This window comes from Streptomyces sp. NPDC043876 (genome assembly GCF_056435825.1).
On the sequence record NZ_JBWKDV010000008.1, the window covers coordinates 21,465 to 48,417 of the forward strand.

General features: G+C 74.3%; 19 protein-coding genes and 2 pseudogenes. 13 read left to right on the top strand and 8 right to left on the bottom strand.

From position 1 onward, the window contains the following. Positions 1–162 precede the first annotated feature (162 nt). Positions 163–1,164: an aldo/keto reductase gene (locus tag AC0693_RS24280; RefSeq protein WP_478802860.1), complete on the top strand. Its 1,002-nt coding sequence runs from the start codon at positions 163–165 to the stop codon at positions 1,162–1,164. A 286-nt stretch (positions 1,165–1,450) separates the two neighbouring features. Here the strand turns inward: AC0693_RS24280 and AC0693_RS24285 are convergent. Continuing rightward, a pseudogene (locus AC0693_RS24285) lies at positions 1,451–1,675 on the bottom strand (hypothetical protein); the annotation flags it as partial. Between the two features lie 33 nt (positions 1,676–1,708). Between AC0693_RS24285 and AC0693_RS24290 the strand changes: the two are divergent. The 4 genes and pseudogenes from AC0693_RS24290 to AC0693_RS24305 all read left to right on the top strand — a co-directional run bounded on the left by AC0693_RS24290 (position 1,709) and on the right by AC0693_RS24305 (position 7,965). Further along, positions 1,709–2,470 (top strand): 4'-phosphopantetheinyl transferase family protein, encoded by a 762-nt coding sequence (locus AC0693_RS24290; protein WP_478802861.1) that lies wholly within the window; start codon positions 1,709–1,711, stop codon positions 2,468–2,470. 196 nt (positions 2,471–2,666) lie between these two features. Continuing rightward, a pseudogene (locus AC0693_RS24295) lies at positions 2,667–3,588 on the top strand (IS5 family transposase). A gap of 810 nt (positions 3,589–4,398) precedes the next feature. After that, positions 4,399–5,793, top strand: a complete 1,395-nt coding sequence (locus tag AC0693_RS24300) for an MFS transporter (RefSeq protein WP_478740279.1) — start codon at positions 4,399–4,401, stop codon at positions 5,791–5,793. 51 nt (positions 5,794–5,844) lie between these two features. Further along, positions 5,845–7,965, top strand: coding sequence for a helix-turn-helix domain-containing protein (locus tag AC0693_RS24305; protein WP_478802862.1), 2,121 nt, complete (start codon positions 5,845–5,847; stop codon positions 7,963–7,965). An 83-nt stretch (positions 7,966–8,048) separates the two neighbouring features. Here AC0693_RS24305 and AC0693_RS24310 read toward each other — a convergent pair whose 3' ends face one another. The 4 genes from AC0693_RS24310 to AC0693_RS24325 all read right to left on the bottom strand — a co-directional run bounded on the left by AC0693_RS24310 (position 8,049) and on the right by AC0693_RS24325 (position 11,157). Continuing rightward, on the bottom strand, positions 8,049–8,507 hold the full coding sequence (locus tag AC0693_RS24310) for an SRPBCC family protein (RefSeq protein WP_478802863.1): 459 nt from the start codon (positions 8,505–8,507) through the stop codon (positions 8,049–8,051). 56 nt (positions 8,508–8,563) lie between these two features. Further along, positions 8,564–9,919 (bottom strand): carotenoid oxygenase family protein, encoded by a 1,356-nt coding sequence (locus AC0693_RS24315; protein ID WP_478802864.1) that lies wholly within the window; start codon positions 9,917–9,919, stop codon positions 8,564–8,566. Positions 9,920–10,027: 108 nt separating this feature from the next. Next, entirely contained in the window at positions 10,028–10,594 is a 567-nt protein-coding gene (locus tag AC0693_RS24320; RefSeq protein WP_356407240.1) for a TetR/AcrR family transcriptional regulator, read from the bottom strand. Between the two features lie 92 nt (positions 10,595–10,686). Then, entirely contained in the window at positions 10,687–11,157 is a 471-nt protein-coding gene (locus AC0693_RS24325) for a MarR family winged helix-turn-helix transcriptional regulator (protein WP_478802865.1), read from the bottom strand. Positions 11,158–11,265: 108 nt separating this feature from the next. Here AC0693_RS24325 and AC0693_RS24330 point away from each other — a divergent pair, with 108 nt between their 5' ends. Beyond that, complete coding sequence (locus tag AC0693_RS24330) at positions 11,266–11,826, top strand: quercetin 2,3-dioxygenase (protein ID WP_469316242.1); 561 nt, start codon at positions 11,266–11,268, stop codon at positions 11,824–11,826. 24 nt (positions 11,827–11,850) lie between these two features. Here AC0693_RS24330 and AC0693_RS24335 read toward each other — a convergent pair whose 3' ends face one another. Beyond that, positions 11,851–12,804, bottom strand: a complete 954-nt coding sequence (locus tag AC0693_RS24335) for a helix-turn-helix domain-containing protein (protein ID WP_478802866.1) — start codon at positions 12,802–12,804, stop codon at positions 11,851–11,853. A gap of 91 nt (positions 12,805–12,895) precedes the next feature. Here AC0693_RS24335 and AC0693_RS24340 point away from each other — a divergent pair, with 91 nt between their 5' ends. The 4 genes from AC0693_RS24340 to AC0693_RS24355 all read left to right on the top strand — a co-directional run bounded on the left by AC0693_RS24340 (position 12,896) and on the right by AC0693_RS24355 (position 19,545). Then, entirely contained in the window at positions 12,896–17,122 is a 4,227-nt protein-coding gene (locus AC0693_RS24340; RefSeq protein ID WP_478802867.1) for a S8 family serine peptidase, read from the top strand. A gap of 207 nt (positions 17,123–17,329) precedes the next feature. Then, positions 17,330–18,334 (top strand): dihydroxyacetone kinase subunit DhaK, encoded by a 1,005-nt coding sequence (dhaK, locus tag AC0693_RS24345; protein ID WP_478802868.1) that lies wholly within the window; start codon positions 17,330–17,332, stop codon positions 18,332–18,334. A gap of 144 nt (positions 18,335–18,478) precedes the next feature. Continuing rightward, on the top strand, positions 18,479–19,111 hold the full coding sequence (dhaL, locus tag AC0693_RS24350; protein ID WP_356407294.1) for a dihydroxyacetone kinase subunit DhaL: 633 nt from the start codon (positions 18,479–18,481) through the stop codon (positions 19,109–19,111). Next, positions 19,108–19,545 (top strand): PTS-dependent dihydroxyacetone kinase phosphotransferase subunit DhaM, encoded by a 438-nt coding sequence (locus tag AC0693_RS24355; protein ID WP_478802869.1) that lies wholly within the window; start codon positions 19,108–19,110, stop codon positions 19,543–19,545. The genes dhaL and AC0693_RS24355 overlap by 4 nt, the downstream gene beginning before the upstream one ends. A 22-nt stretch (positions 19,546–19,567) precedes the next feature. Here AC0693_RS24355 and AC0693_RS24360 read toward each other — a convergent pair whose 3' ends face one another. Continuing rightward, positions 19,568–19,957: an RNA-binding S4 domain-containing protein gene (locus tag AC0693_RS24360; protein WP_356407260.1), complete on the bottom strand. Its 390-nt coding sequence runs from the start codon at positions 19,955–19,957 to the stop codon at positions 19,568–19,570. Positions 19,958–20,200: 243 nt separating this feature from the next. Here AC0693_RS24360 and modA point away from each other — a divergent pair, with 243 nt between their 5' ends. Further along, positions 20,201–21,022: a molybdate ABC transporter substrate-binding protein gene (gene modA, locus AC0693_RS24365; RefSeq protein WP_478802870.1), complete on the top strand. Its 822-nt coding sequence runs from the start codon at positions 20,201–20,203 to the stop codon at positions 21,020–21,022. 70 nt (positions 21,023–21,092) lie between these two features. After that, positions 21,093–23,048 (top strand): ABC transporter permease, encoded by a 1,956-nt coding sequence (locus AC0693_RS24370; protein ID WP_478802871.1) that lies wholly within the window; start codon positions 21,093–21,095, stop codon positions 23,046–23,048. Here the strand turns inward: AC0693_RS24370 and AC0693_RS24375 are convergent. Further along, the gene (locus tag AC0693_RS24375) at positions 23,035–25,998 is read right to left on the bottom strand and encodes a phosphodiester glycosidase family protein (protein ID WP_478802872.1); all 2,964 of its coding nucleotides are present in this window, start codon (positions 25,996–25,998) and stop codon (positions 23,035–23,037) included. The genes AC0693_RS24370 and AC0693_RS24375 overlap by 14 nt on opposite strands. A gap of 229 nt (positions 25,999–26,227) precedes the next feature. Between AC0693_RS24375 and AC0693_RS24380 the strand changes: the two genes are divergently transcribed. Then, positions 26,228–26,917: a DUF4328 domain-containing protein gene (locus AC0693_RS24380; protein WP_478802873.1), complete on the top strand. Its 690-nt coding sequence runs from the start codon at positions 26,228–26,230 to the stop codon at positions 26,915–26,917. The last annotated feature ends 36 nt before the right edge of the window (positions 26,918–26,953 follow it).

Sequence of the window (26,953 nt, forward strand, 5' to 3'; positions counted from 1 at the left end):
GCGTCGGCGTCGGCGTCGACCGGGTGGTGGGCCGGGTTACGGTGGTTGTCGCCAGAGGTGGCGCGCCCACCCGTTGCGGCACAGCCGCAGTCACCGGCGCGCCCCGCACCGAAGTCACCACGTGCCCCAACCGAGTTCACGGACGTCGTCCAGGAGGAACGAATGGCACAGCCCGTCAGGACCACCTTCTCTCTGGGTGGCGACCTTGCGGTTCACCGGATGGGATTCGGCGCCCTGCGGCTGACCGGCACGGGGCACTGGGGTCCGCCGGAAGACCGTGAGGCGGCGATCAGCGTGGCCCGGCTGGCCGTGGACCTCGGTGTGTCCTTCATCGACACGGCCGATTCCTACGGGCTGGGGACCAGCGAGGAGGTGCTGGCCGAAGCACTGCGCCCGTACCTCGACGGCCTGGTGATCGCGACAAAGGCCGGGCAGTGCCGGCCCCGCCCCGACCAGTGGGTGCCGTGCGGCCGACCGGAGTACCTCCTCCAGCAGGCCGAGCTGAGCCTGCGCCGGCTGGGACTCGACCGCATCGACCTCTTCCAGCTGCACCGGATCGATCCGAAGGTGCCGGCGGCCGAGCAGTTCGGCGCGCTCAAGGAACTGCAGGACGAAGGAAAGATCCGGCACATCGGGCTGTCGAAGGTCACCGTCGCGGAACTGGAAGAGGCCCGTGAGCACATCACCGTGGCCAGCGTGCAGAACCTGTACAACCTGACCGACCGGCACAACGACGAGGTGGTCGAGTACTGCGAGAAGCACTCGATCGCGTTCATCGCGTGGCTGCCGATCGCCCGCGGTGAACTCGCGGCCGAGGGGAGCCCGGTGACCGACATCGCCACCGAACTGGAGGCGACTCCGAGTCAGGTGGCGCTTGCCTGGCTCATGCACCGCTCCCCGACGATCATCCCTATTCCCGGGACCAGCTCGCCCTCGCATCTCAGGGAGAACGTCGCGGCGTCGGACCTCGTTTTCACCAATGACCAGTTGGCCCGGCTGAACGCGCTCGGACGAACGCGACACGCCGATGAAGAGACCGGCCCTGGCACCACGGCGGCAGAGACGCGGCGCGGACGCCAGGAAATCGACGCCGGTAGGCGGACGACGCCCGAGGAAGCGAATCGGCCTTTGCTTCTTCCAATTCGAGAGAAAGCGCCGCAATGAGCCACCGATGAGGCCACCACGGCCCCGCATAGGAGCCCGGGCTGCGGCGGCCGAAGGGATGGGTCCATGAGGAATATGCCGACCATCCCCGCGCGATCTACCTGTGTTGCAGCCGTGGATCGTGATCTCCATGTCCGGTTCGCGGCTTGGCGGCGGCAATGACTGGTGTGGGCTCGGACCCAAGGGCATGTCCCGCAATCCCCGGCGGACGCGAGACACCGACTACGGCACCCCGCCGCGTTGTCGGATCGCCCGGCACGAGGATGACCCTCCGCCGTGCGAGGCATCACATCCGACGCCGCGCACTGGTCCACCGCGGATTACGGCACAGCCCATGGCGACGGCGTCGCCATGCGGACCAGCGGAGCCGATGGGCGGCATCGTGCACGAACCGGATGAACAAGGTGGTGAACAGGCGTTGGATCTCTTTACAGGTGAGTGGCATCAGTCCGTTCCGGGTTGGATGGCAGGCGTGTTCATCGGCGCAGACGACGGCCAGGACGGCATGGGCCGCATGGCTGGGGTGACCCTCGGTCGAGGCCGCATGACCCCCACCGCAGGCACCGGGAAGTTGGCGTCCGTACACGCCCCTGCCGAAGCCGGGGCGGCCGCGTCGGTGCCGCAGTCGGCCGGGCTGATAGGCAAACTACTGCCGTCCTCCGCCGTGTCGGTGGACGTCTTCGGCGACGTCCTGGACGCCGACCGATACCCCGAGGCGCGGCTGTTCGCCGAAGAAGAGGAGGCGATCGCGAAGGCCGTCGACGAGCGGCGCCGAGAGTTCACCTCCGTGCGTTTCTGCGCGCGGCGCGCGCTGGCCGGCCTCGGATTCGGGCCGGTGGCCCTTGTGCCCGGTGAGCGCGGTGCGCCGGGATGGCCGCCCGGTGTCGTCGGCAGCATGACCCACTGTGGCGGCTACCACGCCGCGACGGTCGCGCCCGAGGCGGACGTGGCCTCACTGGGCATCGACGCCGAGCCCGCTCTTCCCCTGCCGAAGGGCGTGTTCGAGGCGGTGACGATCAAGGCGGAACGCGGGCCGCTGGCCGCCCTGGCACTGACCCGGTCCGACATCCCGTGGGACCGACTGCTGTTCTGTGCCAAGGAGGCCGTCTACAAGGCGTGGTTCCCGCTCACGCGGCGCTGGCTGGGCTTCGAGGAGGCGAACATCGTCTTCCAGCCGGACGGCCGGTTCAGGGCGCGGTTGCTCGTGCCCGGGCCGACGGTCGACGGCCGGCAGCTAAACGGGTTCACCGGCCGGTGGCTGGTACGCGACGGCATCGCCGCCACCGCCGTGACCGTCGAACGCTGAACGGCGGCAGCGCTGCGCCCGCCACCAGGGCGAAGGGGACCGCGGCCGTTCGATCCGCCGGCCAGGTCTGGCCGTCATCAAGACAACTACGTACGGGTGAGCTTGACGAAGCGCTGACAGGCAGGGCTAGGCAGTGTCTGATGGTTCTTGCCCGGGGTGGTGGATCTACCGCTGTTCCGGGCATGGGTCGGTCATCGTGCGTCGGCATGAACTGACGAATGCTCAGTGGGAACACATAGCTCCGCTGCTGCCGGAGACGGGCGGGCCGGGTGGGCGGTGGGCGGATCACCGCACCGTGGTCAACGGTGTCCTCTACCGGACCCGGACGGGGATTCCCCGGCGTGACCTGCCCGTACGCTACGGATCCTGGCAGACCGTCTACGAACGCCACCGCCGCTGGTCGGCCGACGGCACCTGGTCGAAGATCCTGCGAGCGTTGCAAGCCGGCGCCGATGCCACCGCCCGGGACGCGGACGGTGCGTGGGCGGTCAACGTCGACTCCACCATGTGCCGGGCCCACCAGCACGCGGCCGGGGCCCGGCACGCACCCCCGGCCGACCACCCCGAAAAGGGAGTGGCACACGTGTGGATCCAGAGCACCGTGAGGCCCTGGGACGCTCCCGGGGCGGACTGACCAGCAAGGTGTCCATTTCCTGGCGGATGACCGCTGCCGGCCGCTGGTATGGCTGACCTCGCCGGGCCAGCGCGGGGACAGTCCGATGTTCATCCCGCTCATGCAGGCCCTGAGCGTGGCCCGCACCGGGACCGGGCGTCCCCGCACCCGCCCGGACCGGGCCCGCGGCGACAAGGCCCACTCGAGTCGCGCCAACCGCGTCTACCTGCGCAAACGCGGGATGAAGGCGACGATCGCGCAGCCGGACGACCAACGCGCGAAGCGCCGCCGGCGCGGCCGGGCCGGTGGCCGCCCGCCGGCCTTCGACCGTGAGCAGTACGGCCAACGCAGCACCGTCGAACGCTGCATCGGCAAACTGAAACAGCATCGGGCCGTCGCAACCCGGTACGACAAACGCGACCACATCTTCAACGGCACCCTGGCCACCGCCGCCATCGTGATCTGGCTCCGCGACCTCATCAAAGAGCCATCAGACACTGCCTAGCCTGACCGCGCCACCGGAGCCCGCGCGAGCCTGGGGCCTTCGGGACCCGCACGACCACCCTCACCACGGCGTCGCGCTGACCGTCCGCATTGCAGGCCACGGCGGCAACTGGGCTGGCGTCGTCCGGAGCCGGCCCGTGTGAACTCCATCCAGGGAGACGCGTCCGCCTCCGGTCGCGGGCCGGGGCACCTTCATCACGCCGACGGCCAGGGGGTGAAGTCGTACGAAGTGTACGAGTCAGCCGGTCCGGTGCGCCTCACCTACGGGCTCAGCCGCATCAGCCAAGCGGCCTACGTCCGGCAGCGCGGTACCGACGGCAACCCACCACTCGGTCCGATCGGGCCAGCACATCGCGCTGCGGCCGCCGGGTGGCACGGCCGCAAGGCTCTTTGGCCGGACCGCGCAAACGAGGCTGCTGCCGCCGATCGACGTTGTTGCATCAGTCGGCCGGACGGGCCGTGTAGTCGCCGTCCTGCTCCACAGTCGCGACGAGTACGGCCATGTCCACGCTGACGCCTTCCTCCAAGCGCAGGGCTGACCCTGCCTCGACCCGCTCAACGCAGCGTAACCAGCACCAAACCAGCACGGGAGGGAGTACCGCCTCCCCAAAATGGGGCGAGCTCTGCAATTCCGGCAGGGTCTCACGACCCCGTTCCGGAGGGGTTCCGGGGCCGATAGTCGAGCCATGTAGTGCGCGGGCACATCAGTCGTAGCCGGATTGTGAGGGCGGCCCACATATGCCCGTGAGCTGGGGACTTCTACGTTGTGGCCACCCCCGACGTCCCCGCAGACTCCCTGGAAGTGGTGCACATGGTCTCCCCCGGAACCGTCCCGCAGACCCCATCCGGCATCCGGCGGATCGTCGCCGCCAGCCTCGTCGGGACCACCATCGAGTGGTACGACTTCTTTCTCTACGGCACCGCCGCGGCGCTCGTGTTCAACAAGCTGTTCTTTCCCACGGCCGATCCGCTGACCGGGACGCTGATCGCCTTCCTCACCTACGCGATCGGGTTCCTGGCGCGGCCGCTGGGCGGGGTCGTGTTCGGGCACTTCGGTGACAAGGTCGGGCGCAAGAAGCTGCTGGTGCTCAGTCTGCTCATGATGGGCGGGGCGACGTTCGCCATGGGGCTGCTGCCGACGCACGCGAGCATCGGGGTCGGTGCGCCGGTGCTGCTCACGCTGCTGCGGCTGGTGCAGGGGTTCGCGCTCGGCGGGGAGTGGGGCGGCGCCGTGCTGATCGTCTCGGAGCACGGCGGGGCGGAGCACCGGGGCTTCTGGGCCTCCTGGCCGCAGTCCGGGGCGCCGGGCGGGAACCTGCTGGCCACCGGGGTCCTCGCGCTGCTCGCCTCCCTCCAGTCGGACGCCGCGTTCCTGGCGTGGGGGTGGCGGATCCCGTTCCTGCTCTCCGGCGTCCTGGTGGCCGTCGGACTGTGGATCCGGCTCTCGGTCTCCGAGTCCCCCGTCTTCCTCGCCGCCCGCGCCAAGGCCGATGCGGAGGCGGCCGCGGGGGCCCGGGAACAGGCCCCCGTCATCCAGGTGTTCCGCCGGGACTGGCGCCAGGTGCTGACCGCCATCGGAACCCGCTTCGGCGAGAACATCTCGTACTACGTCCTGACCTCCTTCCTCCTCGTGTACGTCACCGCGCACCTCGGTCTGCCCAAGACCACCGCACTGGACGCGGTCCTGATCGGCTCCGCCGTCCACTTCGTCACCATCCCCGCCTGGGGCGCGCTCTCCGACCGCATCGGGCGGCGCCCGGTGACCCTGATCGGGTCCGTGGGCATGGCCCTGTGGGCCTTCGGGTTCTTCGCCCTGCTCGACACGGAGTCGTTCCCCGTGATCGCCGCGGCCGTCACCGTCGGGCTGCTGCTGCACGGCGCGATGTACGGACCGCAGGCGGCGTTCATCTCCGAGATGTTCGACACCAAGGTCCGCTATTCCGGCGCCTCGATGGGTTCGCAGCTCGCCTCGATCGTCGCCGGGGCACTGGCGCCGATCATCGCCGTCGAACTGCTCAAGGACTACGGTTCCTCCGTCCCGGTGTCGCTCTACCTCTGCGCGGCCGCCGTGGTGACCACCCTCACGGTCGCCTTCGCCAAGGAGACCCGCGGCCGCGACCTGGCGCGTACCGTGAGCGACACCTCGGCGCCCGGGGCGTCCGGACGGGCCGGGCGCAAGGCGGCGCAGACCCAGCGGGCCGCCTGACCGGGCCCGGGCCGCGTCCGCGGACCGGGCCCCAGGGGAAGGGACTCCCGTATGACCTCGGTGGGAAGAGCCGGCGGCGCCGCTCCGACGGAGGAGGCGCCGCCCACGGCTGCGGCCCCGGCCGCGGCCGCGCTGCGGGAGCTCCTCGGCCTGCTCGACCGCGGCGCTCCGCTCGAACACTTCGCCCGGCCCGCGGCGGACGCCCGCGCCGCCGGGGCCGGGGCCGCGGAGCAGGCGCTCGTGGAGGAGGCGACCCGGGTCGCCCTGGACATCCGCCACACGCTCGACCAGCACCGGCGCCGCGAGGCGGAACTCACCGCCCTGTTCGACACCGCGGGCGACCTGGCCGCCCTGCGCGATCTGGACGCGGTCCTGCGGGCCATCGTGCACCGGGCCAGGCTGCTGCTGGGGACGGACGTCACCTACCTCACCCTCAACGACCCGGCCGCCGGGGACACGTACATGCGGGTCACCGACGGGTCCGTCTCGGCCGCGTTCCAGCAGCTGCGCCTGGGCATGGGCGAGGGGCTCGGCGGTCTGGTCGCGCAGAGCGCACGGCCGTACGCCTCCGCCGACTACCGCGTGGACGGCCGTTTCCGGCACACCCCCGCCATCGACAGCGGGGTGCGCGAGGAGGGGCTGCGCGGGATCCTCGGGGTGCCCCTGCGGGTCGGCCACCGGGTCATCGGGGTGCTGTACGCCGCCGACCGCGCGGTCCGCGACTTCGCGCCCGAGGCCGTCGCGCTGCTCTCCTCGCTCGCCGACCACGCGGCCGTGGCCATCGACAGCGCCCGGCTGCTGGAGGAGACCCGCGCGGCCCTCGTCGACCTCGGCGTGGCGAACGACACCGTACGCGCGCACAGCGAGGCGATGCGGCTGGCGGCCGAGACCCACGACCGGCTGACCGAACTGGTGCTGCGCGGCGCCGACACGGCCGACCTGGCCCGCGAGGTCGCGGCCCTGCTGGGCGGCGGCCTGGTGGTCCACGACTCCGACGGCAGCGAGCTCGCCCGGGTCGCCGCGGCGCCCATCCCCGGCGGCCCGGACGCCGGTGCCCCCGACACCGGTGCGCGGGACCCCGACACGCGGGACGCCCACGATCCGTCCGTCGCCTTCCCGCCCCGCACCGGAGGGCCCGGCGCCGCGCGGGAGCAGGGGGTCGCGGCCTCCCGGTCCGGCGGCCGGGCGGTGCGGGTGGGCGGTACATGGGTCTGCGCGGTCCTGGCCGGGCCCGAACTGCTCGGCAGCATCAGCCTGACCGGCCGCCCGGACCTGCCGGACTCTGACCGCCGCCTCTTCGAACGCAGCGCGCTCGTCACGGCGTTGCTCCTGCTGTTGCGCCGGTCCCTGGCGCAGGCCGAGGACCGGGTGCGCGGCGAACTGCTCGGCGATCTGCTGTCCGCCGGGCCGGACGGCCGGGTCCGGGATCCCGACGGCCGGGCCCTGCGGGCCCGCAAGCTCGGCGTCGACCTGAGCCGGCCGCACGCCGTGCTGGTGCTGCACTGCGACGCCGCGCCGCGGGCCCGGCTGGCCGCGGAGGGCGCTCGCCGGGCGCGGGCCCTGGAGGGCCTCGCCGCCGTGCACGAGGGCCGGGTGGTGCTCCTCGCGCAGGCCGCGGCGCCGGGTCCGCTGGCCCGGTCACTGGCCGAGGACCTGGGGCAGGTCCTCGGCAGCCCGGTCACCGTGGGGTCCGCCGGCCCGGCGACCGGGCCCGCCGCCCTGCCCGCGACGTACGCGGAGGCGTCGCGCTGCCTGGAGGCCCTGCACGCGCTGGGCCGCACCGGGCACGGCGCGGCCCTGCCCGATCTGGGCTTCCTCGGGATCCTGCTGGGCGAACGCGCCGACGTGGGCGGTTACGTGGAGGACGTGCTCGGCCCCGTCCTGGACTACGACCGCCGGCGCGGGACCGAGCTGATCCGGACCCTGGAGGCGTACTTCGCCCACGGCGCCAGCCTGGCCAAGGCGAAGGACGCGCTGCACGTCCACGTCAACACCGTCGTACAGCGGCTGGACCGGATCCGCCGGCTCCTGGGCGAGAGCTGGAACACCCCCTCCCGCGCCCTGGAGATCCAGCTCGCCCTGCGCGTCCACCGGATCACGGGCACCGCGCTGCCCGCGCCGGCGGAGGGCGGCCCGAACCCCCCGGGCGCCGCGGACCCCGGGGGACGGTGACCGGACCCCGGGGGACGGTGACCGGACCCCGGGGGACGGTGACCGGACCCCGGGGGACGGTGACCGGACCGCGTCGCCGGTGGTCAGCCCCGCGGCGCCGCGCCCGCGCGCCCGGCCACCCGCGCCGCCCGCGCTTCGGCCGTGGCCTTCAGATCGGCCAGCCAGGCGGTCAAGGAGGCGTCGAGGGCCGTCAGCAGGGCGTCCGGGTCGGCGTCCACGGGCGGGCCCGCCCAGGACTCCTCGGTGGTGACCAGGGTCCCGCCGCCCGGGGCGGGGTCGAAGGTCCAGTGGTGGATCCCGTCGATCCCCGCGGCGGGACCGCTCCAGCCGATGCTCCGGCCGGGGTCGACGGCGGTGATCGTGGAGGTGATGTCGAGGCCGTGCGTGAGCCAGCGGAAGGTGGCGCCCACGCAGGGCTCCCCCTCGATGACGGCCGTGTCGATGCCCTGGTTCCACTCGGGCCAGGCGGCGATGGCGAGGTGCAGGGACCACACCTCCTCGACGGGGGCGTCGATCGTGACCGTGTGCCGGGTGGTGATCATGAGGTCTCCTCGGGGGTGCTGGCGCTGGTACTGGCGGGAAGGGCCGGAGGCACGGCTCAGTGCCCGGGTACGTCGGGGATCCAGGAGCCGTGGATGCCGGAGGGCACCCGGCGCGGGAGTTCCACGGTGGCGAGCGGTCCGGCGCCGGGTGCGGAGGCGTCCAGGACGAGCAGCTGCGAGGCGTCCGCGACCAGGTCGCTGACGACCGTGAGCAGGTAGCCGTCGTCCTCGCGGGTGGCCCCGGCCGCCGGTACGAAGACGGCCTCGCCCGGCATCCGGTCGCGGCCCGTCGGCACCACCTCCCGGCGCCCGGTGACGTGGTCGTACTTGACGAGGGCGTGCTCGGTCAGCCCCGCCCCGGGGAAGGCGACGGAGTAGCCGAAGCGGTGGGGCAGGCCGGTGCGCTCCTCGTTGATCGTGGGGAACTCGGCCACCAGGTCGTCGAGGGCCTCCTCGCGCGCCGTGCCGGTCGCGGGGTCCAGGACCCACCGGTGGGCGGTGGCGCCGACGATCGGCGTGGGCGCGTGGCCCAGGCTTCCCGTCCACCACTTCCAGGTCTGGCCCCAGGCGGAGCGGTCGTAGCGCGGACCGGACAGGACGATCCGGCCGCGCTCGTCCTCGTACGCGTTGGCGACGTGCAGCAGGGCGCCGGGTTCGACCTCGAACCAGGTGACCTCGGGCGCTCCGGAGCGCGGCATGACGCCGATGCGCGGGGTGTAGGTGTCGCTCCAGCGGTAGGGGATGCCGGAGTGCTCGGCGGGGTCGAAGACGACGGGCAGGTCGAGCCAGATCACGTGGTGGGCGGTGAGGCCGAAGTCGTGCATGAGGGACGGTCCGGCTCCGTCGACGGTCTGGGCGCGGACGATCGTGCCGGTGGCGTCGGCGGCGTAGTGGGTGAGGTGGGGCGGGAAGGGTCCGTAGCCGAAGAAGTGCAGTTCGCCGGTGACCGGGTCGGTCTTGGGGTGGGCGGTCATCGCGCTGGTGAGGCGGCCGCCGAAGTCGTAGGCGCCGATGGTGTCGAGTTCCGGGGTGAGTTCGTAGGGCAGGTTCGCCTCCTGGAGGGCGAGGATCCGGCCGGCGTGCTCGATGACGTGGGTGGCCGCGTCACTGACGCGCAGGTCGGGAACGCCGTCGGCGCCGATGTACGGGGCGCCGTCCAGGGCGGGGGTGTGCACCCAGCGGTTGCGGTACCACTCGGCCCGGCCGTCCTGGAGCCGCAGGCCGTGGATCATGCCGCTGCCCTTGAACCAGTGGGTGGGGCTGACCCCGGGCTTGGGGTTGTGGCCGTTACGGAAGTAGCGGCCGTTCAGCTCGGGCGGGAGCGTGCCGTGGACGGTCAGTCCGCGGGCGGTGATCTCGTCGGCGACCGGCGCGTAGTGCCCGGTCAGGTAGGGCTTGGCCGTTTCGTTCATGACGCGACTCCGCAGAAGAGGAAGAAGGAGGAAGAAGAGAGTGATTGACCACTCTCTCTTTTGGTCAAAGAGAGGGCCGCGCGTCGGCGCGGCCGTCCTCCGGGCGGGTCAGTAGTGCCGGATGCCCGTCAGCAGCGTCCGCGTCCACGGCGCGTCCGTTTCGGTGGCGCCGATCGAGACGGCGACGTTGCAGAGGAAACCGGTGGCGAAGAAGCCCTGGATCAACGCATCCGGAGCCCCGGAGGCCGAGCGGGCGTACTCCACCAGGCGCGCGTACATGCCCTGGACGGCCTCCCGGATGGCCGGCTCGCTCGCCGCGCAGTTCGCGTGCATCAGCACCCTGAGCAGGTCGTCCCGGTCCGCGATGAGGTGGGCGTACGCGTCCCCCATCGCGTCCAGCACGGCGGCGGGCTCGGCGCTGGCCACCTCGGCGACCGCCTCGGCCAGCCGCTCGCGGATCAGCCGGGAGCAGTTCTCGACGACGGCGACGAACAGCGCCTCCTTGTCCGGGAAGAGCCGGTAGAGGTACGACTGCGAGATCCCGGCCCCTTTGGCGACCTCGGTGGTCGAGGTGCCGTAGTAGCCGCGCCCGGCGAAGACGCGGGCGGCGGTGGCGAGCACCTCGCCACGTCGGGCGTCGGCCGTGGACAGCTGTCGGGTCTTCGTCGCACTCATGTGAGTAATAGACCACTCACACCTCCCCCGCGTCAACCCCCGACGGCAAAGACGGCGTGGAGGGGACGCGCGTCAGCCACCCCGCCCATCGCTCAGGGCACCTCGACCAAGGGTGGCTCCCCCAGGGGAAGCGTCAACGCCTCCCGCAGGGCGCCGACGGCATCGGCTCCGATGCGCTCCGCCAGGACGCCCTCGATGACGGCGAGGGCGCCCTGGGCGCGCCGGTGCACGCGGGCCCCCTCGGGGGTGGGACGGATCAGGCGGCTGCGGGCGGAGGCGGGGTCGGGCGCCTGCTCCAGCAGGCCCATGCCGATGAGGGCGTGCACGGCCTGATGGGCGGTCTGCCGGGTGACGCCCATCCGGCGGGCCAGCGCCGAGACCGTGGTGCCCCCGTCGTCGAGGGCGGCGAAGACGGCCGCCTGCCCGGCGGTGACGGGCCGTTCGCCGGCGGCCCGCATGCTGGCCAGCAACGCGTCGTCGAACCAGCGCCTGGCCTCGGTGAGCAGCTGGGGCAGGTGGGGCGGGTGGGGCGGGTGGGGCGGGTGGGGCGCGGGGGTGGTCATGGCTCCTCGCGGGACGGGGTGGCGTGGACAGAGACCGTACGGGGGCGCGCCCGGGCCTGCATGTCAGGTAACCTGACACTCATCGTCGCCGTCGCGCCGGAGGTCCTCATGACCATGGAGTTCGCCCGTCCCAGCCGCTCGCGCTCGCTCATCCCGGCCGAGCCCGGGAAGCCGTACTTCATCGAGAAGGGCATGGGCGACCGCGCCCACCTGTTCACCGACCTGGTCACCGTCTACGCGGGCGGCCAGCAGACCGAGAACGCCTTCAACTTCTTCACCGTGGAGGGCCCCAGGGGCGACGTGATCCCCGCGCACGTCCACTCCGACACCTACGAGGTCTTCTACATCACCGACGGCGCGGTCCGGCTGTTCGTCGAGGACCTGGCGGGCGAGCAGCAGGAACGCCTGCTCACGGCGGGCGACTTCGGCTTCGTACCGAAGAACTGCCCGCACGCCTACCGCATCGAGCGCCACCACAGCCGTGTCGTCGGCGTGGCCGCGGGACCCGGCGGCACCTTCGAGCGGTTCTTCGAGAACCTCGGTGTCCCGACCGAGGAACTCGGCCTGCCGACAGAGCCGTACGTACCGGAACCGCACAAGTTCGCCACCGTGCCGCAGCGGTACGACGTGCGTTTCCTGCCCGGTCACCAGTGGCGCACCGAGGCCTGATCCCCCGGCCCCGGCGAGGGTCGCTCAGATCCAGCCGCGGCGGACCGCGACGACGCCGGCCTGGAAGCGGTTCACCGCGCCCAGGAGTTCGTGGAGGCGGCTCATGCGCCGCCGCATCGTGCGGACCGACCAGCCGAGCTGGCGGGCTATGGCCTCGTCCTTGAGGCCGCTCACCAGCAGGGTGAGCACCAGGCGGTCCTCCTCGTCGAGCGGGTCCTCGGCGGGGACGTCCAGCGGCAGGGCCTGCTTCCAGCACAGCTCCCAGTAGTCGGTGAGGGCGTCCAGCAGCGCCGAGGGGCGGATGACCGCGGCGCGCACCCCGTCGAGGTCCAGGGAGAGCGGCATCAGGGCCAACCGGCGGTCCGCGATGGCCAGTTTGATCCGCAGGCCCGGCATGACACGGGCCTGCTCACCGCGGCGCACGAGTCCGCGGATGTCGTCGAGCACCCCCGGCCACTCCAGCGCCTCGGGGGCGTAGACCGCGCGGTAGCGCACACCGCGGCCCAGCGCCGTGCTCTCCACCGGGTTGGAGGTGGTCAGCGCGTACGGCGGCCGGTCCAGCGTCATGACGTCCTCGCGCGCCTCCTGCTGGAGGCGGACGAACCAGCGGCCGAGCGCCTCGCGGCCGGTGGTGATCTCCACTTCCTCCTCCCCCGCGGTGCCCGCCTGGGCCGCCGCGAACAGCCGCGACAGTTCGGCCGCCGCCGAGCGGACCCGGTCCAACTCCGCGGCCCTGTGGCGCACGAGGGACTCGACCGCGGCCCCCGGCTCGATCGCCGCGTACCGGCGGCGCACCCCCGCGAGCCGCCCGACCAGACCGTGGTCGTGCAGCCGGTCCAGCGCCCTGGCGGCGCGCACGGGGGAGCAGCCGAGGTCGGCGGCGAGCTCGGTCGGGGCCGCCGTACGCCGGGTCAGCACGGCCCGGTAGACGCTCTCGTCGAACGGATCGATGCCTGCCGCGGTGAGATCGTTCGTCATATCCGGATACTGGCCCACTTGTGCCACAGGCAGCAATGGGCCGCCGGGATCCGTTGTACGGAGAGTGACTTCGGCACTAGGACTTCTCTCCATGGCCAAGAACGCACGAAGAAGCCGACGCCTGGTGGCCCTCACCGTCACCACGGTCGCCCTGGCCGGGACGCTGACCGCGATACCCGGCACCGCCAGCGCGCAGTCACCCGACCCGAACCAGCGGGTCATCGTCGAACTGTCCGGGGACGCCGCCGTCGCCGCCGCACCCGGCGGCTCGCTCACCTCCCTGGCCGCGGGTCCCGCGTCCACCGTGGCCGACGCCCGGCGGGCCCTCGCGGTACGCCAGGACGCCTTCGTGGAGACGGTGCGCAGGGCCGGCCTGCACCCCGCCTCCCCCCGCAAACTCGGCCTGCTGGTCAACGCGGTGGCGATGACGGTGCCCGGCTCCGAGACGGCGCGGCTGGCCGCGCAGCCCGGTGTCCTCGGCGTCCGGCCCGACACCCGGGTCCAGGTGCAGACGGACGCCAGCGTGCCGCTGACCGGCGCGCCCGAGGTCTGGAAGCGCACGGACCCGTCGGGGGTGAAGGCCACCGGCAAGGGCACCGTCGTGGCGGTCCTGGACAGCGGCGTGGACTACGGCCACCCGGACCTCGGCGGCGGCTTCGGCAAGGGCCACAAGGTCGTCGGCGGCTACGACTTCGCCAATGGCGACGACGACCCGATGGACGACAACGGCCACGGCACCCACGTCGCGGGCATCATCGCGGGCAAGGCGGCCGCGAAGGGGGGCGTCACCGGCATGGCGCCCGACGCGAGCCTGCTGGCCTACAAGGTCATCGGCGCCGACGGCAGCGGCTACACCTCCGACATCATCGCCGGCATCGAGGCGGCGGCCGACCCGGCGGGCCCCCACCCGGCCGACGTCATCAACATGAGCCTCGGCGGCCCCGGTGACGGCACCGACCCGCTGGGCCGCGCGGCGACCGCCGCCGTGCGGGCCGGAGTGGTCGTCGTCGCGGCGGCGGGCAACTCCGGGCCGGGCAAGGGCACCGTCAGCTCCCCGGCATCCGCCGACGGGGTCATCGCCGTCGGCGCCTCCACCAGCGGGGTGCGGATGCCCAGCGCGTACCTGGCGGGCAGGAAGCCCGAACTGATCCAGACGTACCGCGGCATCCTGTCCGCGAACCCGCCCCGGGAGCCGGTCACCGCCCCGCTCGTCGACGTCGGCGCGGGCACCCCCGAGGACTGGAAGCGGGTCGGTGACGTCCGCGGCAAGATCCTGCGGGCCGACATCCTCGTCCCGCCCAGTACGGAGGTGCTGAGCGGGAGCGACATCGACTGGGCGCGCGAGGCCGAGAAGCGCGGCGCGCTCGCCGTGCTCGGCGGCCTTGCGTCCCACGACGGGCCCGTGCTCGCCGCCGCCACCCCGGGCACGGTCGAGGTCCCGGCGACCCCGGCCCGCCCCGGCCTCGGCCGGACCACCGCGTCCGGCGACTCGCTGCGCATGGACCGCCTGGTCGTCATGGGCATCGACACCACCCAGTACGCCCAGCTGAGCCGTGAACTGGCCGCCGGGAAGGTGTCCGTCACCCTGCGCGGCACCGACTCCACCGACGAGATCGCCTCGTTCTCCTCGCGCGGACCGGGCACCGGCTTCGGCCTCAAGCCCGACCTGGTCGCCCCCGGCGTGGAGATCCGCTCCACGATCCCCACCGCCATGTACGCACCCGGCGTCTACCGCATGTCCGGCACCTCGATGGCGAGCCCGCACGTGGCCGGAGCCGCTGCCCTGCTGCGACAACTGCGCCCGGACCAGGCCCCGGACGCCGTCAAGTCCGCCCTGGTCGGCAGCGCGAAGCCGCTGGCCGGCACCGGACCCACCGTCCAGGGCAGCGGCCGGCTCGACGTGGCCGCCGCGGCCTCGGCCGCCCTCACCTCCTCCCCGACGGCCGTGTCCTTCGGCCTCGCCGACCTGGCGGACAAGAGCGTCGGCGCCTCCGCGCAGGTGCGCCTGGCCAACCCCGGCAAGACGCCGCTGACCGTCACCCTCACCGGCAGCGGGCCCACGACCGTCTCCCCGGCGCGGGTCACCCTCCCCGCCGGAGGGTCCGCGACCGTCACCGCCACCCTGCGCGCCGACCGTCCGGCCACCGACACCGAGATCAGCGGCCGGATCACGGCCACCCCCGATCGCGGCCCGGCCCTCCAGGTGCCCTACCTGCTCGTCGTCCGGCACCTGGTCGTCCAGGCCTCCCCCGACCCGAGCGACGGCCGCTCCACCGTGCACATCGCCGCGCCGGCCGCCCTCGACGCGCCGCCGGAGATCAAGGTCACGCCGCCGCACGGCAAGGCATTCACCCTGCCCACCACCATGAACGGCGCCGGCTACTACCAGGCCGACGTGACCGGGAAGGCGGCCGGCGCCTACCTGGTGGCCGTCCAGGCCACGACCACCGACGGCCGCCGGATCACCGGGTCCAGCGCCTTCGAGGTGACCCCCGCCAACAGCCGCGGCGAGCGCTGGGAGCCCATCGGTCCGAACAGCGAGGCCGGCTACGTCGCGCTCTCGCCCGCCCGGCCGAAGCAGGCCGTCGTGACCCAGTACCGCAAGGCCGCTCCCTGGCTGACCACCGACGGCGGTGCCCACTGGCGCCAGGTCGGCAGGCTGCCGATCGCCGACGGCAACGGCACCGGAGCGGTCGTGGTCGACGCCCGCCGCCCCGATCGCTGGTGGTACGCCGTGAACACGGCCGCCGACCCCACCCGCCGGGGCACCATCCTGCGCACCGACGACAACGGCCGCACCTGGCGCAAGCTCGACGTGCCCGACGCCCACATCGACGAGCTCGTCGCGGACGAGCAGACCCGTACCCTCGCCGCGATGGTCGACGGCTCGCTGCTGGTCAGCACCGACGCCGGCGACAGCTGGGCGACGTACCCCACCGGCATCACCGGAGGCGTCCGCGAGGCCGCCCTCGTCGGCGACACCCTGTACCTGGCGACCTTCGACGGCGTCTGGCGGATCGACGGCGTCGGCAAGGGCGACCCCGGGACGGCGCACCGCATCCTCGACGAGCCGGTGAACACCATCCGCGGCCTGGCCGCCGACTCCACCGTGGTCGCGGCCTACGTCCCCGGTACGGGCATCCGCGGCTCCTACGACAAGGGCCGCACCTGGTCCACCCTGCTGACCCTGCCGGAGGGCGGCAACGGGCTGACCGCCTCCGGCGGCGACCTGTACCTGCGCGCGCTGTTCGGCGCCGGGCAGGTGAGCCGCGACCACGGCAGGACCTGGAAGCCCGTGGCCGCGCCCTCGAAGGCGGCCATCGCGATGGACTACGACCGCTGGGCCGACGGCTCGGTGACCGTGTCCAGCGAACAGGACGGCCTGTACCGCGGCTCGGCCGACGGCGCCGGCTACCGCAGGATCGGCGTCCAGGGCCTGACCACCCTCGCCCTCGCAGCCAGCGGCGACCAACTGCTCGCCGGCACGGTGAGCGGCACCTACCGCACCGCCATCCCCGTCGCCGGACCCGAGTGGGGCCAGTCCGGCTCGGAGGGCATGACCGGTCGCCTCACCTCGCACATCGCCGTCTCGCCGAAGGATTCCAAGGTGGCGTGGCAGGTGCGGCGCACCGCGACCGGCCTCTTCGAGGTCTCCCGCAGCGGCGACGCCGGCCGGACCTGGCAGGTGAAGGGCACGTCCTCCGAGATACCGACCTCCCTCCTGGTCCACCCCGCCGACCCGGACCGGGTGGCGATCAGCTTCCGGAGCATCTTCGGCGACGGGCTGTTCTCGACGGCCGACGGAGGCAGGACGTGGAAGAACCTCTTCCACGAAAGGTCGTTCGACGCCATGGCCGGTGACCCGCGCGACCCGCGGCGCCTGTGGCTCGGCAACGCCTCGGGCCTCTACCGCTCGGACGACGGCGGCGTCACCAAGACCAAGGTCGCCGACGGCCCGGTGACCGCGCTCACGATGGACGGCCGACGCCTGATCGTCGGCGGCTCGTCCGTCCGGATCACCGCCGATGACGGCAAGACGTTCCGCACCGCCGACACCGGCCCGCTCGCGGTCCACGTGTCGGACCTGCTGCGGGTCGGCGGAGCGCTCTACGCGGCCACCACTCGCTCCACCGAGTCCGGCCTCGTGCAGGGCGGCCGGGGCGTCCTGCGCAGCACCGACAACGGCCTCACCTGGGAGAACGTCTCCGGCGGCCTGCAGAACACCGACACCACCAAGCTGGCCGCCGCCCCAGACGGCCGCACGCTGTACGTCGGCACGGTCGACGGCGGGGTGCACCGCCTGAAGCTGCACCGCTGACCCGCCCGGCGCCGACGCGCGCCCGCGTGACTGCCGTGGCCGACGGGACCTTCCCGCCGGCCACGGCAGTCGTGCGTGGTCCCACGGCACGCCGGGAGCCCCTCCACCTGTCGCCGCGGGGCCGGCTCCCCTACGGTCGGGGTGAGCGATGCGCCCCGGGCCTGCGGCTGACGGCGCATCACCCGCCCACCCCACCGGGAGACGCGCATGAGGATGCTGATCAACAGTCCGGAGACGGTCGTCGCGGACGCGCTGCGGGGGATGGCCGCCGCGCATCCGGAGCTGGACGTGGACGTGGAACGGCGGATCGTGCTGCGGCGGGACGTGCGCGGGAGCGGGCGGGTCGGGATCGTGTCCGGCGGCGGGTCCGGTCACGAGCCGCTGCACGCCGGGTTCGTGGGGTACGGCATGCTGTCGGCGGCCTGCCCCGGCGAGGTGTTCACCTCCCCCGTGCCCGATCAGATGCTGCGGGCCGCGGCCGCCGTGGACAGCGGGGAGGGGGTGCTGTTCGTCGTCAAGAACTACACGGGGGACGTCCTCAACTTCGAGATGGCCGCCGAACTCGCCGACGAGGACGGCATCCGGGTCGAGCGGGTGCTGGTGGACGACGACGTCGCCGTCACCGACAGCCTCCACACCGCCGGACGGCGCGGCACCGGCGCCACCCTCTTCGTCGAGAAGATCGCGGGAGCCGCCGCCGAGGAGGGAGCGCCTCTGGAGCGGGTCGTGGCACTGGCCCGGCGCGTGAACGGGGCCTCCCGCAGTTTCGGCGTCGCGCTGAGCCCCTGCACCACCCCGGCCAAGGGCAGCCCGACCTTCGCCCTGCCGGACGGCGAACTGGAGCTGGGCATCGGCATCCACGGCGAGCCCGGCCGCGAGCGGCGACCGGTGACGAGCGCCCGGGAGATCGCGGAGATCGCGGTCGAGGCGGTCCTCCCGGAGCTGGACGAGGTGGGACCGGTGGGCGGTCCGGTGCTCGCACTGGTCAACGGGATGGGCGCGACCCCACTGCTGGAGCTGTACGGGTTCCACGCCGAGGTGGCGCGGGTGCTGGCGGAGCGGGGCGTGCCCGTGGCCCGCGTCCTGGTCGGCAACTACGTCACGGCGCTGGACATGGCGGGGTGTTCGCTGACCCTGTGCCGCGCCGACGACGAACTGCTGCGGCTGTGGGACGCGCCGGTGCAGACCACCGCCCTGCGCTGGGGCCGCTGACACGGGCAGCGCGGCTCCGGGAACGCGGGCTCCGGGACCGTAGGCTGGGAGCGGTCACAACGGAGCGGGCAGGATGACGTCGATCGGCTGCGAGGAGATCCGGTGCGAGACGCGGAGCGGGACCCGGACGAGGGGCGGGACACGGTGCGGGACGCGGAGTTCTTCGTACGCTGGCTGGCCGCCGTGGCCGTGTCGGTGGAGCGCGAGGCGGACCGGCTGACGGAGCTGGACTCCCCCATCGGCGACGCCGACCACGGCGGCAATCTGCTGCGCGGTGTCCTGGCGGTACGGTCCGCACTCGGCGACCAGCCGCCGCAGTCCCCCGGCGCGGTGCTCCAGCTGGCTGGGCGGACCCTGATCAGCACGGTGGGCGGGGCCTCCGGCCCGCTGTACGGAACCCTGCTGCGGCGCACCGGCAAGGAACTCGGCGACGCCGCGCGGGTCTCCGACGAGGAGCTGCGCCAGGCCCTGTACGCGGGGGTGGGCGCGGTCGCGCAGCTGGGCGGGGCCGCGCCGGGCGACAAGACGATGCTGGACGCGCTGGTTCCCGGGATCGCGGCGCTGAGCACGTCGTACCGCGCGGCGGCGCTGGCGGCGCAGGACGGGGCGCTGGCGACCGTTCCGCTCCAGGCCCGCAAGGGACGTGCGAGCTATCTGGGCGAGCGGAGCATCGGGCACCAGGATCCGGGGGCCACCTCGGCGGCGCTGCTGCTGCGGGCGCTCGCCGACACGGCCGATGCCGACGACGCCGCAGGACCGGCGGAGGCCGGGCAGTGAGCGCGACGGCGAACGGCGAAGCCGGGACCGGGGACGGAGCCCTCGTCGGGATCGTGCTGGTGTCGCACAGCGCGGCGGTGGCCCGGTCCGTGGCGGAGCTGGCCGGGGACCTGGTGGCGGGCGGGCCCGCCGTCCCGGTGGCCGCCGCGGGCGGCACGCCCGAGGGCGCGCTGGGCACGAGCGCCGAGCTGATCGCGGCGGCGGCCCGGTCGGTGGACCGGGGCGCCGGGGTGGCGCTGATCGCCGACCTCGGCAGCTCGGTGCTGACCGTCAAGGCGCTGCTGCTGGACGAGGAACTGCCGGCGGGGTCGCGGCTGCTGGACGCGCCTTTCCTGGAGGGCGCGGTGGCGGCCGTGGTGACCGCGGCGACCGGCGCCCCGCTGGACGCCGTGGCCGCGGCGGCGGGCGAGGCCTACGCGTACCGGAAGGTCTGACCCCGCCCCGGCGCGGCCCGTCTCAGCGGCCCCGCAGGTTCTCGATCTCGCGCCGCTCGCGCTTGGTGGGGCGGCCCGCGCCCCGGTCGCGGATGCCCACGACCGCCGCCTCGACGGGGGTCGGCGGGGGCGGGCTGTTGTCGGTCAGGCACTCGGCGGCCACGGGCGCGCCGACCCGCTTCGTCACGGCCCGGCGGACCACGACGATGCGCTCGCGCCCGGCGTGGAAGAGCCGCACCTCGTCCCCCGGGCCGACCGCCTGGGCCGGTTTGGCGCGTTCGCCGTTGACCCGCACGTGCCCCGCCCGGCAGGCGGCGGCCGCGATCGAGCGGGTCTTGGTCAGCCGGACCGACCAGATCCAGACGTCCACCCGCGCCGTTCCCGTTCCCGCTGCGGTTCCCTCTTCAGCCATGCCCCGACTCTATCCACCGGGCCGGGCCGCGCGGGATCCGCCGGGACCGCCGTCCCCGGGGCGGCTCGGCGCGGCATCCTTGGCGGATGCGCCAAATCGCACGGCAGGTGCCAGGTAGATCGCCCGAAGGTGATTGCACATGCGGCAGAAGTGGCCCTAACGTGTGGCACCTGCGGTCCCACCGCCCTACCCGCTCCGCCCGTCCCCGGCGCGGGTCCTTGCCAGACCCGAGGAGCCGAACCCGTGTTCTCCACGAGTACCCACCGCCGCCGCGCGGCCGCCGCCGTCCTCGGCGCCGCCCTGCTCGTCCCGCTGACCGCCTGCGGCAAGGACGACCCGAAGGAGCCCGCCGCCGACAGCGCGAGCGCGTCCGGCTCCGCGTCGGCCGCCGGGCCGAAGCCGGCCCGGCTGACCGTCCTCGCCGCCTCCTCGCTCACCGACGTCTTCAAGACGGCCGGCGCCGCGTACGAGAAGTCCCACCCCGGCACGAAGATCACCTTCTCCTTCGCCGGGTCCCAGGAGCTGGCCGCCCAGGTCCGGCAGGGCGCCCCGGCCGACGCACTGGTCACCGCCGACACCAAGACCATGGACGGACTTGCCGCCGAGACCACCGCCTCGAAGGTCATCGCGAAGAACCGCCTGGTCATCGCGGCGGGCAAGGGCAACCCCTTCAAGATCGCCGCGCTGAAGGACCTCGCGGATCCCAAGATCAAGGTGGTCCTGGCAGCGCCCGAGGTCCCGGTCGGCCGGTACGGCAAGCAGATCCTCGACGCCCAGAAGATCGAGGTGAAGCCGGTCTCCCAGGAGCCCAACGTGCGCGCGGTGCTCTCCAAGATCGAGCTGGGTGAGGCCGACGCCGGCCTGGTCTACAAGACGGACTCCGACAAGTCCAAGGACAAGGTCACGGCCATCGACATCCCGGACGGGCAGAACGCCGTCGCCTCCTACCCCGCCGCCGCCCTCAAGGGCTCAGGGAACGCCGAGGCCGCCACCGCGTTCGTGGCGTGGCTGAGCACCCCCGAGGCGCAGCGGATCCTGCAGGACGCCGGCTTCCAGCCGGCCTGACCGCCGTCCGGTGGAACAGGCACAGGACGCGGCGTCCGAGGCAGTGGCAGAAGCAGAAGAGGCAGCGCAGATGGCCAGATCCCGTACGCGGACGCAGACCCGGATCCGTCCGCCGCTCGCCCTCGCGCTGCCCGCCCTGCTGGCCGTCGCCTTCCTGCTCCTGCCCCTCCTCGGCATCCTCGCGCGCACCCCGTGGAGCCGGCTGGGCACGCACCTCACCACCCCGGGCGTGGTCGAGGCGCTGCGGCTCTCGCTCCTCGTCTCGTTCTGGGCGCTCGGGCTCTCCCTGCTGCTCGGGGTGCCGCTGGCCTGGCTCCTGGCGCGGGTGCGGTTCCCGGGCAAGCCCCTCGTGCGCTCGCTCGTCCTGCTGCCGATGGTGCTCCCGCCGACCGTGGGCGGCGTCGCCCTGCTGCTCGGGTTCGGGCGGCGCGGACTGCTCGGTCCCTGGCTGGAGGAAACCTTCGGGGTCACCCTCCCCTTCCACACCTCGGGCGCGGTCATCGCAGCCACCTTCGTCGCGATGCCGTTCCTGGTGATCAGCCTGGAGGGGGCGCTCGGCGGGCTCCGGCAGAGTTACGAGGAGACCGCGTCCTCCCTCGGAGCCGCACCGGTCCGGGTGTTCTTCACGGTCACCCTGCCCATGGTGGCCCCGGGGCTGATCGCCGGAGCCGCGCTGACCTGGGCGCGTGCGCTGGGCGAGTTCGGCGCCACCATCACCTTCGCCGGGAACCTGCCCGGCACCACGCAGACCCTGCCGCTCCAGGTGTACCTGCTCCTCCAGGACCAGCCCGAGGCCGCGACCTCGCTGTCGCTGCTGCTGCTCGCGATCGCCATGGCCGTCCTGATCGGGCTGCGCGGCCGGTGGACCGGGGCACCGCCCGCCGTCGGCCGTACGGAGACCACCGGCGCCCACGCCGCTCCCGAGCCCGCGGCCGGGCCCCCGGTCGAGGGCGCGGCGGCGCCCGGCGGCTCCGCCGCTGCGGCGGGCGGGAGCTGGCCGCTGCACGCGACCGTCACCGGCTTCAACGAACTGACCCTGGACGCGGAGCCCGGCACCACCATCGCCGTCGTCGGGGAGAACGGCGCCGGCAAGACCACCCTGCTCCGGGCCCTCCTCGGGCTGACCCCGCGCGCCCACGCCGCACTGACCCTCGGCGACCTCGACGTCAGCGCCCTGCCCCCGCACAAGCGGCAGGTCGCCTGGGTCCCCCAGGACGGCGCCCTCTTCCCGCACCTGAACGCCCTCGCCAACACGGCGTACGGACTCCGCGCCCGGGGCGTTCCGCGCGCCGAGGCCCGCGCCGAGGCGCAGACGTGGCTCGACCGGCTCGGCGTCGGCCACCTCGCCCGCCGCAAGCCCGCCCAGCTCTCGGGCGGTCAGGCCCAGCGCGTGGCCCTGGCCCGTGCGCTGGCGGCCCGGCCCCGGCTGCTGCTCCTCGACGAGCCCCTGGCGGCCCTCGACCAGACGACGCGGGCGCACGTACGGCACACCCTGCGCACCCATCTCGCGGGCTTCGGCGGGGTCTGCCTGATCGTCACCCACGACCCCGTCGAGGCCGTGTCCCTGGCCGACCGGGTGCTCGTGCTCGCCGACGGCCGCGCCCTCCAGGACGCCCCGCCCGCCGAGGTCGCCCGCCATCCGCGGTCTCCGTGGGTGGCCCGCATGCTCGGCCGCAACGCATGGCCCGGCACGGCGACCGGAGAGGGCCTGGCGCTGGCGGGCGGCGGCCGGCTGGTGCTCGCGGACACCCTGCCGGACGGCGCCGCGGCGCTGGCGATCATCGCCCCCGAGGCGGTCTCGGTCCACCGCGACCGGCCGGGCGGCAGCCCCCGCAACGTGTGGCCCGGCACCGTCCGCGAGATCACGGCGATCGGCAGCAGGCTCCGGATCCTGGTCTCCTCGCCCGAGGCCCCCGACCTGGTCGCCGAGATCACCCCGCAGGCCGCCGCCGAACTCGGCCTCGCGGACGGCGCCGAGGTCTGGACGAGCGTGAAGGCGACCGAGGTCACCCTCATCGCCCTCTGACCCCGGCGGCCGCTACGGGAACGGCAGCAGCCGGCGCGGAGCGGGGCGTCGGCGCAAGGACCGGCCGCGGCAGCACGGAAAGCCACTCGCCGCCGCCCTCTCCGCCGGGGCCCCTGCCCGCCCCGTCCACCCCCACCAGCACCCAGCCGGGGCCTCCCGCCGTCACCGACACGACCCCCTCGCTCCGGCCCACCTCGGGCGCGCCGCCGCCGAGGACGACCACCGCCGCGCCCTTGCCGGTCGCCCACCGGAACTCCGCCAGCAGCCGGTCCCGCAGCGCCGCCTCCTTCCGGTCCACCGGCGACCGTCCTGCCGTCCCGTCGTCCTGTACGACGACCAGCGCCCCGGTGGCGGCCTCCCGGCCCGCCGCGGCGATCCCCTCGCGCAGCGCCCGCAGGCGCTCCAGCCCGCCCCCGTCGAGGGTGCGGCGGGTCCCGTCGAAGCGCAGGAACCGTACGCCCCGGTGCACCCACGAACCGGGCGCGTCGCCGGAGGCCAGCACCACGTCGGGCCGCTCCGCCCCGATCTCCTCCCGGGCCCGCCGCAGGTCGGCCGCCGACTGGCCGCCGGGCAGGAGCGCGAACCGCCACGGTCGCGCACCGACCTCGGCGGGTGTCGCGGCCAGCGCCGGGTCCCGGACGACCGGGTTCCGCGGCGCCGCACCGGCCTGCGGACCCACCGTCGTCAGCGTGTCCAGCACCACCGTGCCCGGCCGCGACCCGGCGCTCGCCGAGAGCCGGTCGAGGACCAGCGGCCGCTCCGCCGACGCAGGGACGGGCAGGCTGACCCGGCGCCAGCCGGTCCAGTCGACGGCGGGCCCGCGCAGGACCACCTCCGCCCCGTCCCCCTGGCGCAGCCGCGCCGCGATCCGGCTCCCCGACCCGTCGCCCTCGACCCAGAGGGCCAGGGAACGCGCGAGGTCCGGCAGCGGTACGGGACGCGGCGGCTCCGCCGCGGCCGAGCCGCCCTGCCGCCGGGCCGGGGACGCGGGGCGGCGCCGCTCCCGCCGCGGCGCCGCTCCGGCGGCCTCCGCGGTGAGGTCGAGGCGCAGTCCGGTCCCCGGGTGCCCGGGGGCCGCGCCCGCGCCCGGCCCCTTCCACCGCTCCGCGTCGCCGAGGTCCGCCAGGTCCTCTTCCACCAGCCCCACCCCCACGGCCAGTTCGGTGGTCACCACGGGCGCTCCGGGCGCCGCCACGGTGGCCCGGAGCAGGCCGGTGGCCCGCGGCTGGAGGGCGGTCACCGTGAAGCCGCCGCGCCCGTCCTCGCCGATCCGCCAGCGCGTACGGTCGTACTCCCAGCGCACGTCGCGCCCCTCCACCGGGGCCGCCCGGCCCTGCACGTCGCGCCCGGTGAGCGCGAAGGTGCCCGTCTCGGCCCGGTCCGCGAGGCCCAGCCGCGGTGTGCTCCGGCGCAGGCCCGTGAGCGGGCCGAGGACGTCCAGGCGCAGCGCTCCGCCGGCCGCCGCGGCGCGGGCCCGCACCGACGCGCCACCGGGCCGCCGGGCGTGGAAGACGCCCGCGGCGTCCACCCGGCCGGAGCCGCCCGGGTCCACCGACCAGCGGGGCCCGGGCGCGCCGGGGGCGGTCGGCACCGGGCCGAGCGCGGCGTCGTAGCCGGTGGCGGTGAGGGTGCGGGTCAGGCCGGGGAAGACCCGGGTGGCGCCGCCGAGGGCCTCGACGCGGTAGCCGGTGAGCCGTCCCGGGCCGCTGGGGACGGTGAGGACCAGCCCGTTGGCGACCTTGCGGGCCGCACCGTCCGAGGGGGAGTTCTCCAGGTCGAGCCGGGAGGTCCCGCTGCGTGCGGCGAGCAGGGTGGTGGAACCGCCGCCGTCGAGGTTCAGCGCGTCGTGGGCCCCGAGGCCGTGCATCAGCCGGCCGAGCCCCGTGAGCGTGAGGCCTCCGCTGTCCCGCTGGCGGCCGTCGACGGTGACGAGGCGGAGCGTGCGGCCGTCCCGGGAGAGGCCGACCGCGGTGCGCGGGGCGGAGGCGTCGTTCGGCCCGCCGTCGTGGTTCTGCGGTACGCCGCCCACCACCAGGGCCGCGCGCCCGCCGAGGGCGGACACCAGGGGCTCGCGCCCGCCGTCGTCGCGCCGGAGCGCCGCCGAGAGGGTGACGGGGTCTCCCGGGCGCAGCGCGGCGACCCGGGCCGCCGCCCCGCCCCGGCCGACCAGCACGGTGACGCCGGGCAGGGGCGGGATGCCGCGCGCGGGCGAACGTACCGACGTGACCCGCCCGTTGGCGACGTCTGCCTCGGCGGTGGGCCCCGGACCGGCGGCGGGGAGCGTTCCACTGGCCCAGTCGGCGGTGTAGGCGAGGTACCCCTCGGCGGGCGGCCGGGCGGTGTTGTACCCGGCGAGCGGGTGCGTGGTGACGGTGGTTCGCGCACTGCCGGGACCGGCGGGGCTGCCAGGGCTGCCAGGGCCGGTGGGACCGTCCGCACCGTCCGGACCACCGGGCAGGGTGACGCCGCCGGTGAGTCCGAGGGTGAGGATGCGTCCGGCGCCGTCCGCGCCGAAGCCGATGGCCGCCCCGGCGCCCGGGGCGGGGGCGTGCAGCAGTCGGCCGCCGCGGACGCCGGGGCCGAGCGGGGCGCCCGTACCCCCGATGTCGAAGAAGTCGCCGTTCACGGCCGCGACCACCCGGCGGCCCGGTCCGGCCGGGTGGCGGGCCGCGGAATCGGCGACGGTCGCCGGGCCGCCCCCGCCCAGGTACTCGGCCCGTACGCCCGGGGCCCCGAGGTCCACGGCGAGTTCGTCGATCCGCAGCCAGCGGTCGCGCTCCAGGCGGTCATAGGACTCCAACCGGACGCCGGGGGCGAGGGGACGGCCGGTCCGGGCGGTCTCGGTGCCGGTGGCCGCGACCGGGCCCGGGTCGGCGGCAGCGGTGGGGGCGGGGCCCGCGAGCGCGGCCGTGGCGAGGAGCAGGACCAGCAACGGACGGAGTGGGGACACCACGGCAGAATGATCTGTCCGCTCAGCACACAAGCGGATGAACCCGCGGCTGCGCGGCCGGTTCAGCCATTCGCCGGGCGGACCCTTCGCGCATCGTCAGAACCCTGGCCGGAAAGCTTTGGACAGAGGACGATCCTCTCTCATATGTTCGCGCGGGACCCGCCCTCGGCGGGTTTCTTTGTGCGCACCACATGCGCGCACCACATGTACCCGTGGGGGGTCCTCCGTCATGTCCTACGACGCCACCAGTGCGCCCGGTCCGTCCGGCGCACCCGGTCCCTACGATCCGCCCGTACCGGGCTCCGGCCCCGTCGCCCCCGCCCCGGCGCTCCGCTCTCCCAGTGGACTGGGCCTCGCGGTCACGATCCTGCTGGGCGTCGCGGGCGTCGTCGACCTGGCGGCGGCGCTGATCGGGCTGGGCAAGGGCGCCGGTGTCAGCGACATCGCCGTCGGCGACGGCACGGACGCGCTGAGCGGCGACGCGCTCCTGTCCGGCTCCGTCGCGCTGGTCCAGCTCGTCCTCCTGCTGGGCACCGGGATCGTCTTCATCATCTGGTTCCACCGGGTCCGCGTGAACGGCGGAGTGTTCCGGCCCGACCTCTTCGACAACGGGCCCGGCTGGGCCATCGGATCCTGGTTCATCCCGATCGGGAACCTCTTCCTGCCCTTTCGGATCGCCAAGCAGACCTGGCGGGCCAGCGTCCGGTACGGGCCGGACGGCTCCGCCCGCGCCCTCGGCGTCACGCCCGTCACCGTCTGGTGGTTCACCTTCATCGGGTCGAACCTGGTCGGCCGCGCCAGCGAGGCGGGCGGCGACCTGCTGTCGGCTGTCTCGGCGCTGTTCGCGGTCCTCTTCGTCCGCAAGCTGACCGCCCTCCAGGTCACGAAGGCGACCGAAGGACCCAACGCCCTCGCCTGACGCTCCTTCACGGCCACCTGTCACCCGACAACGGGC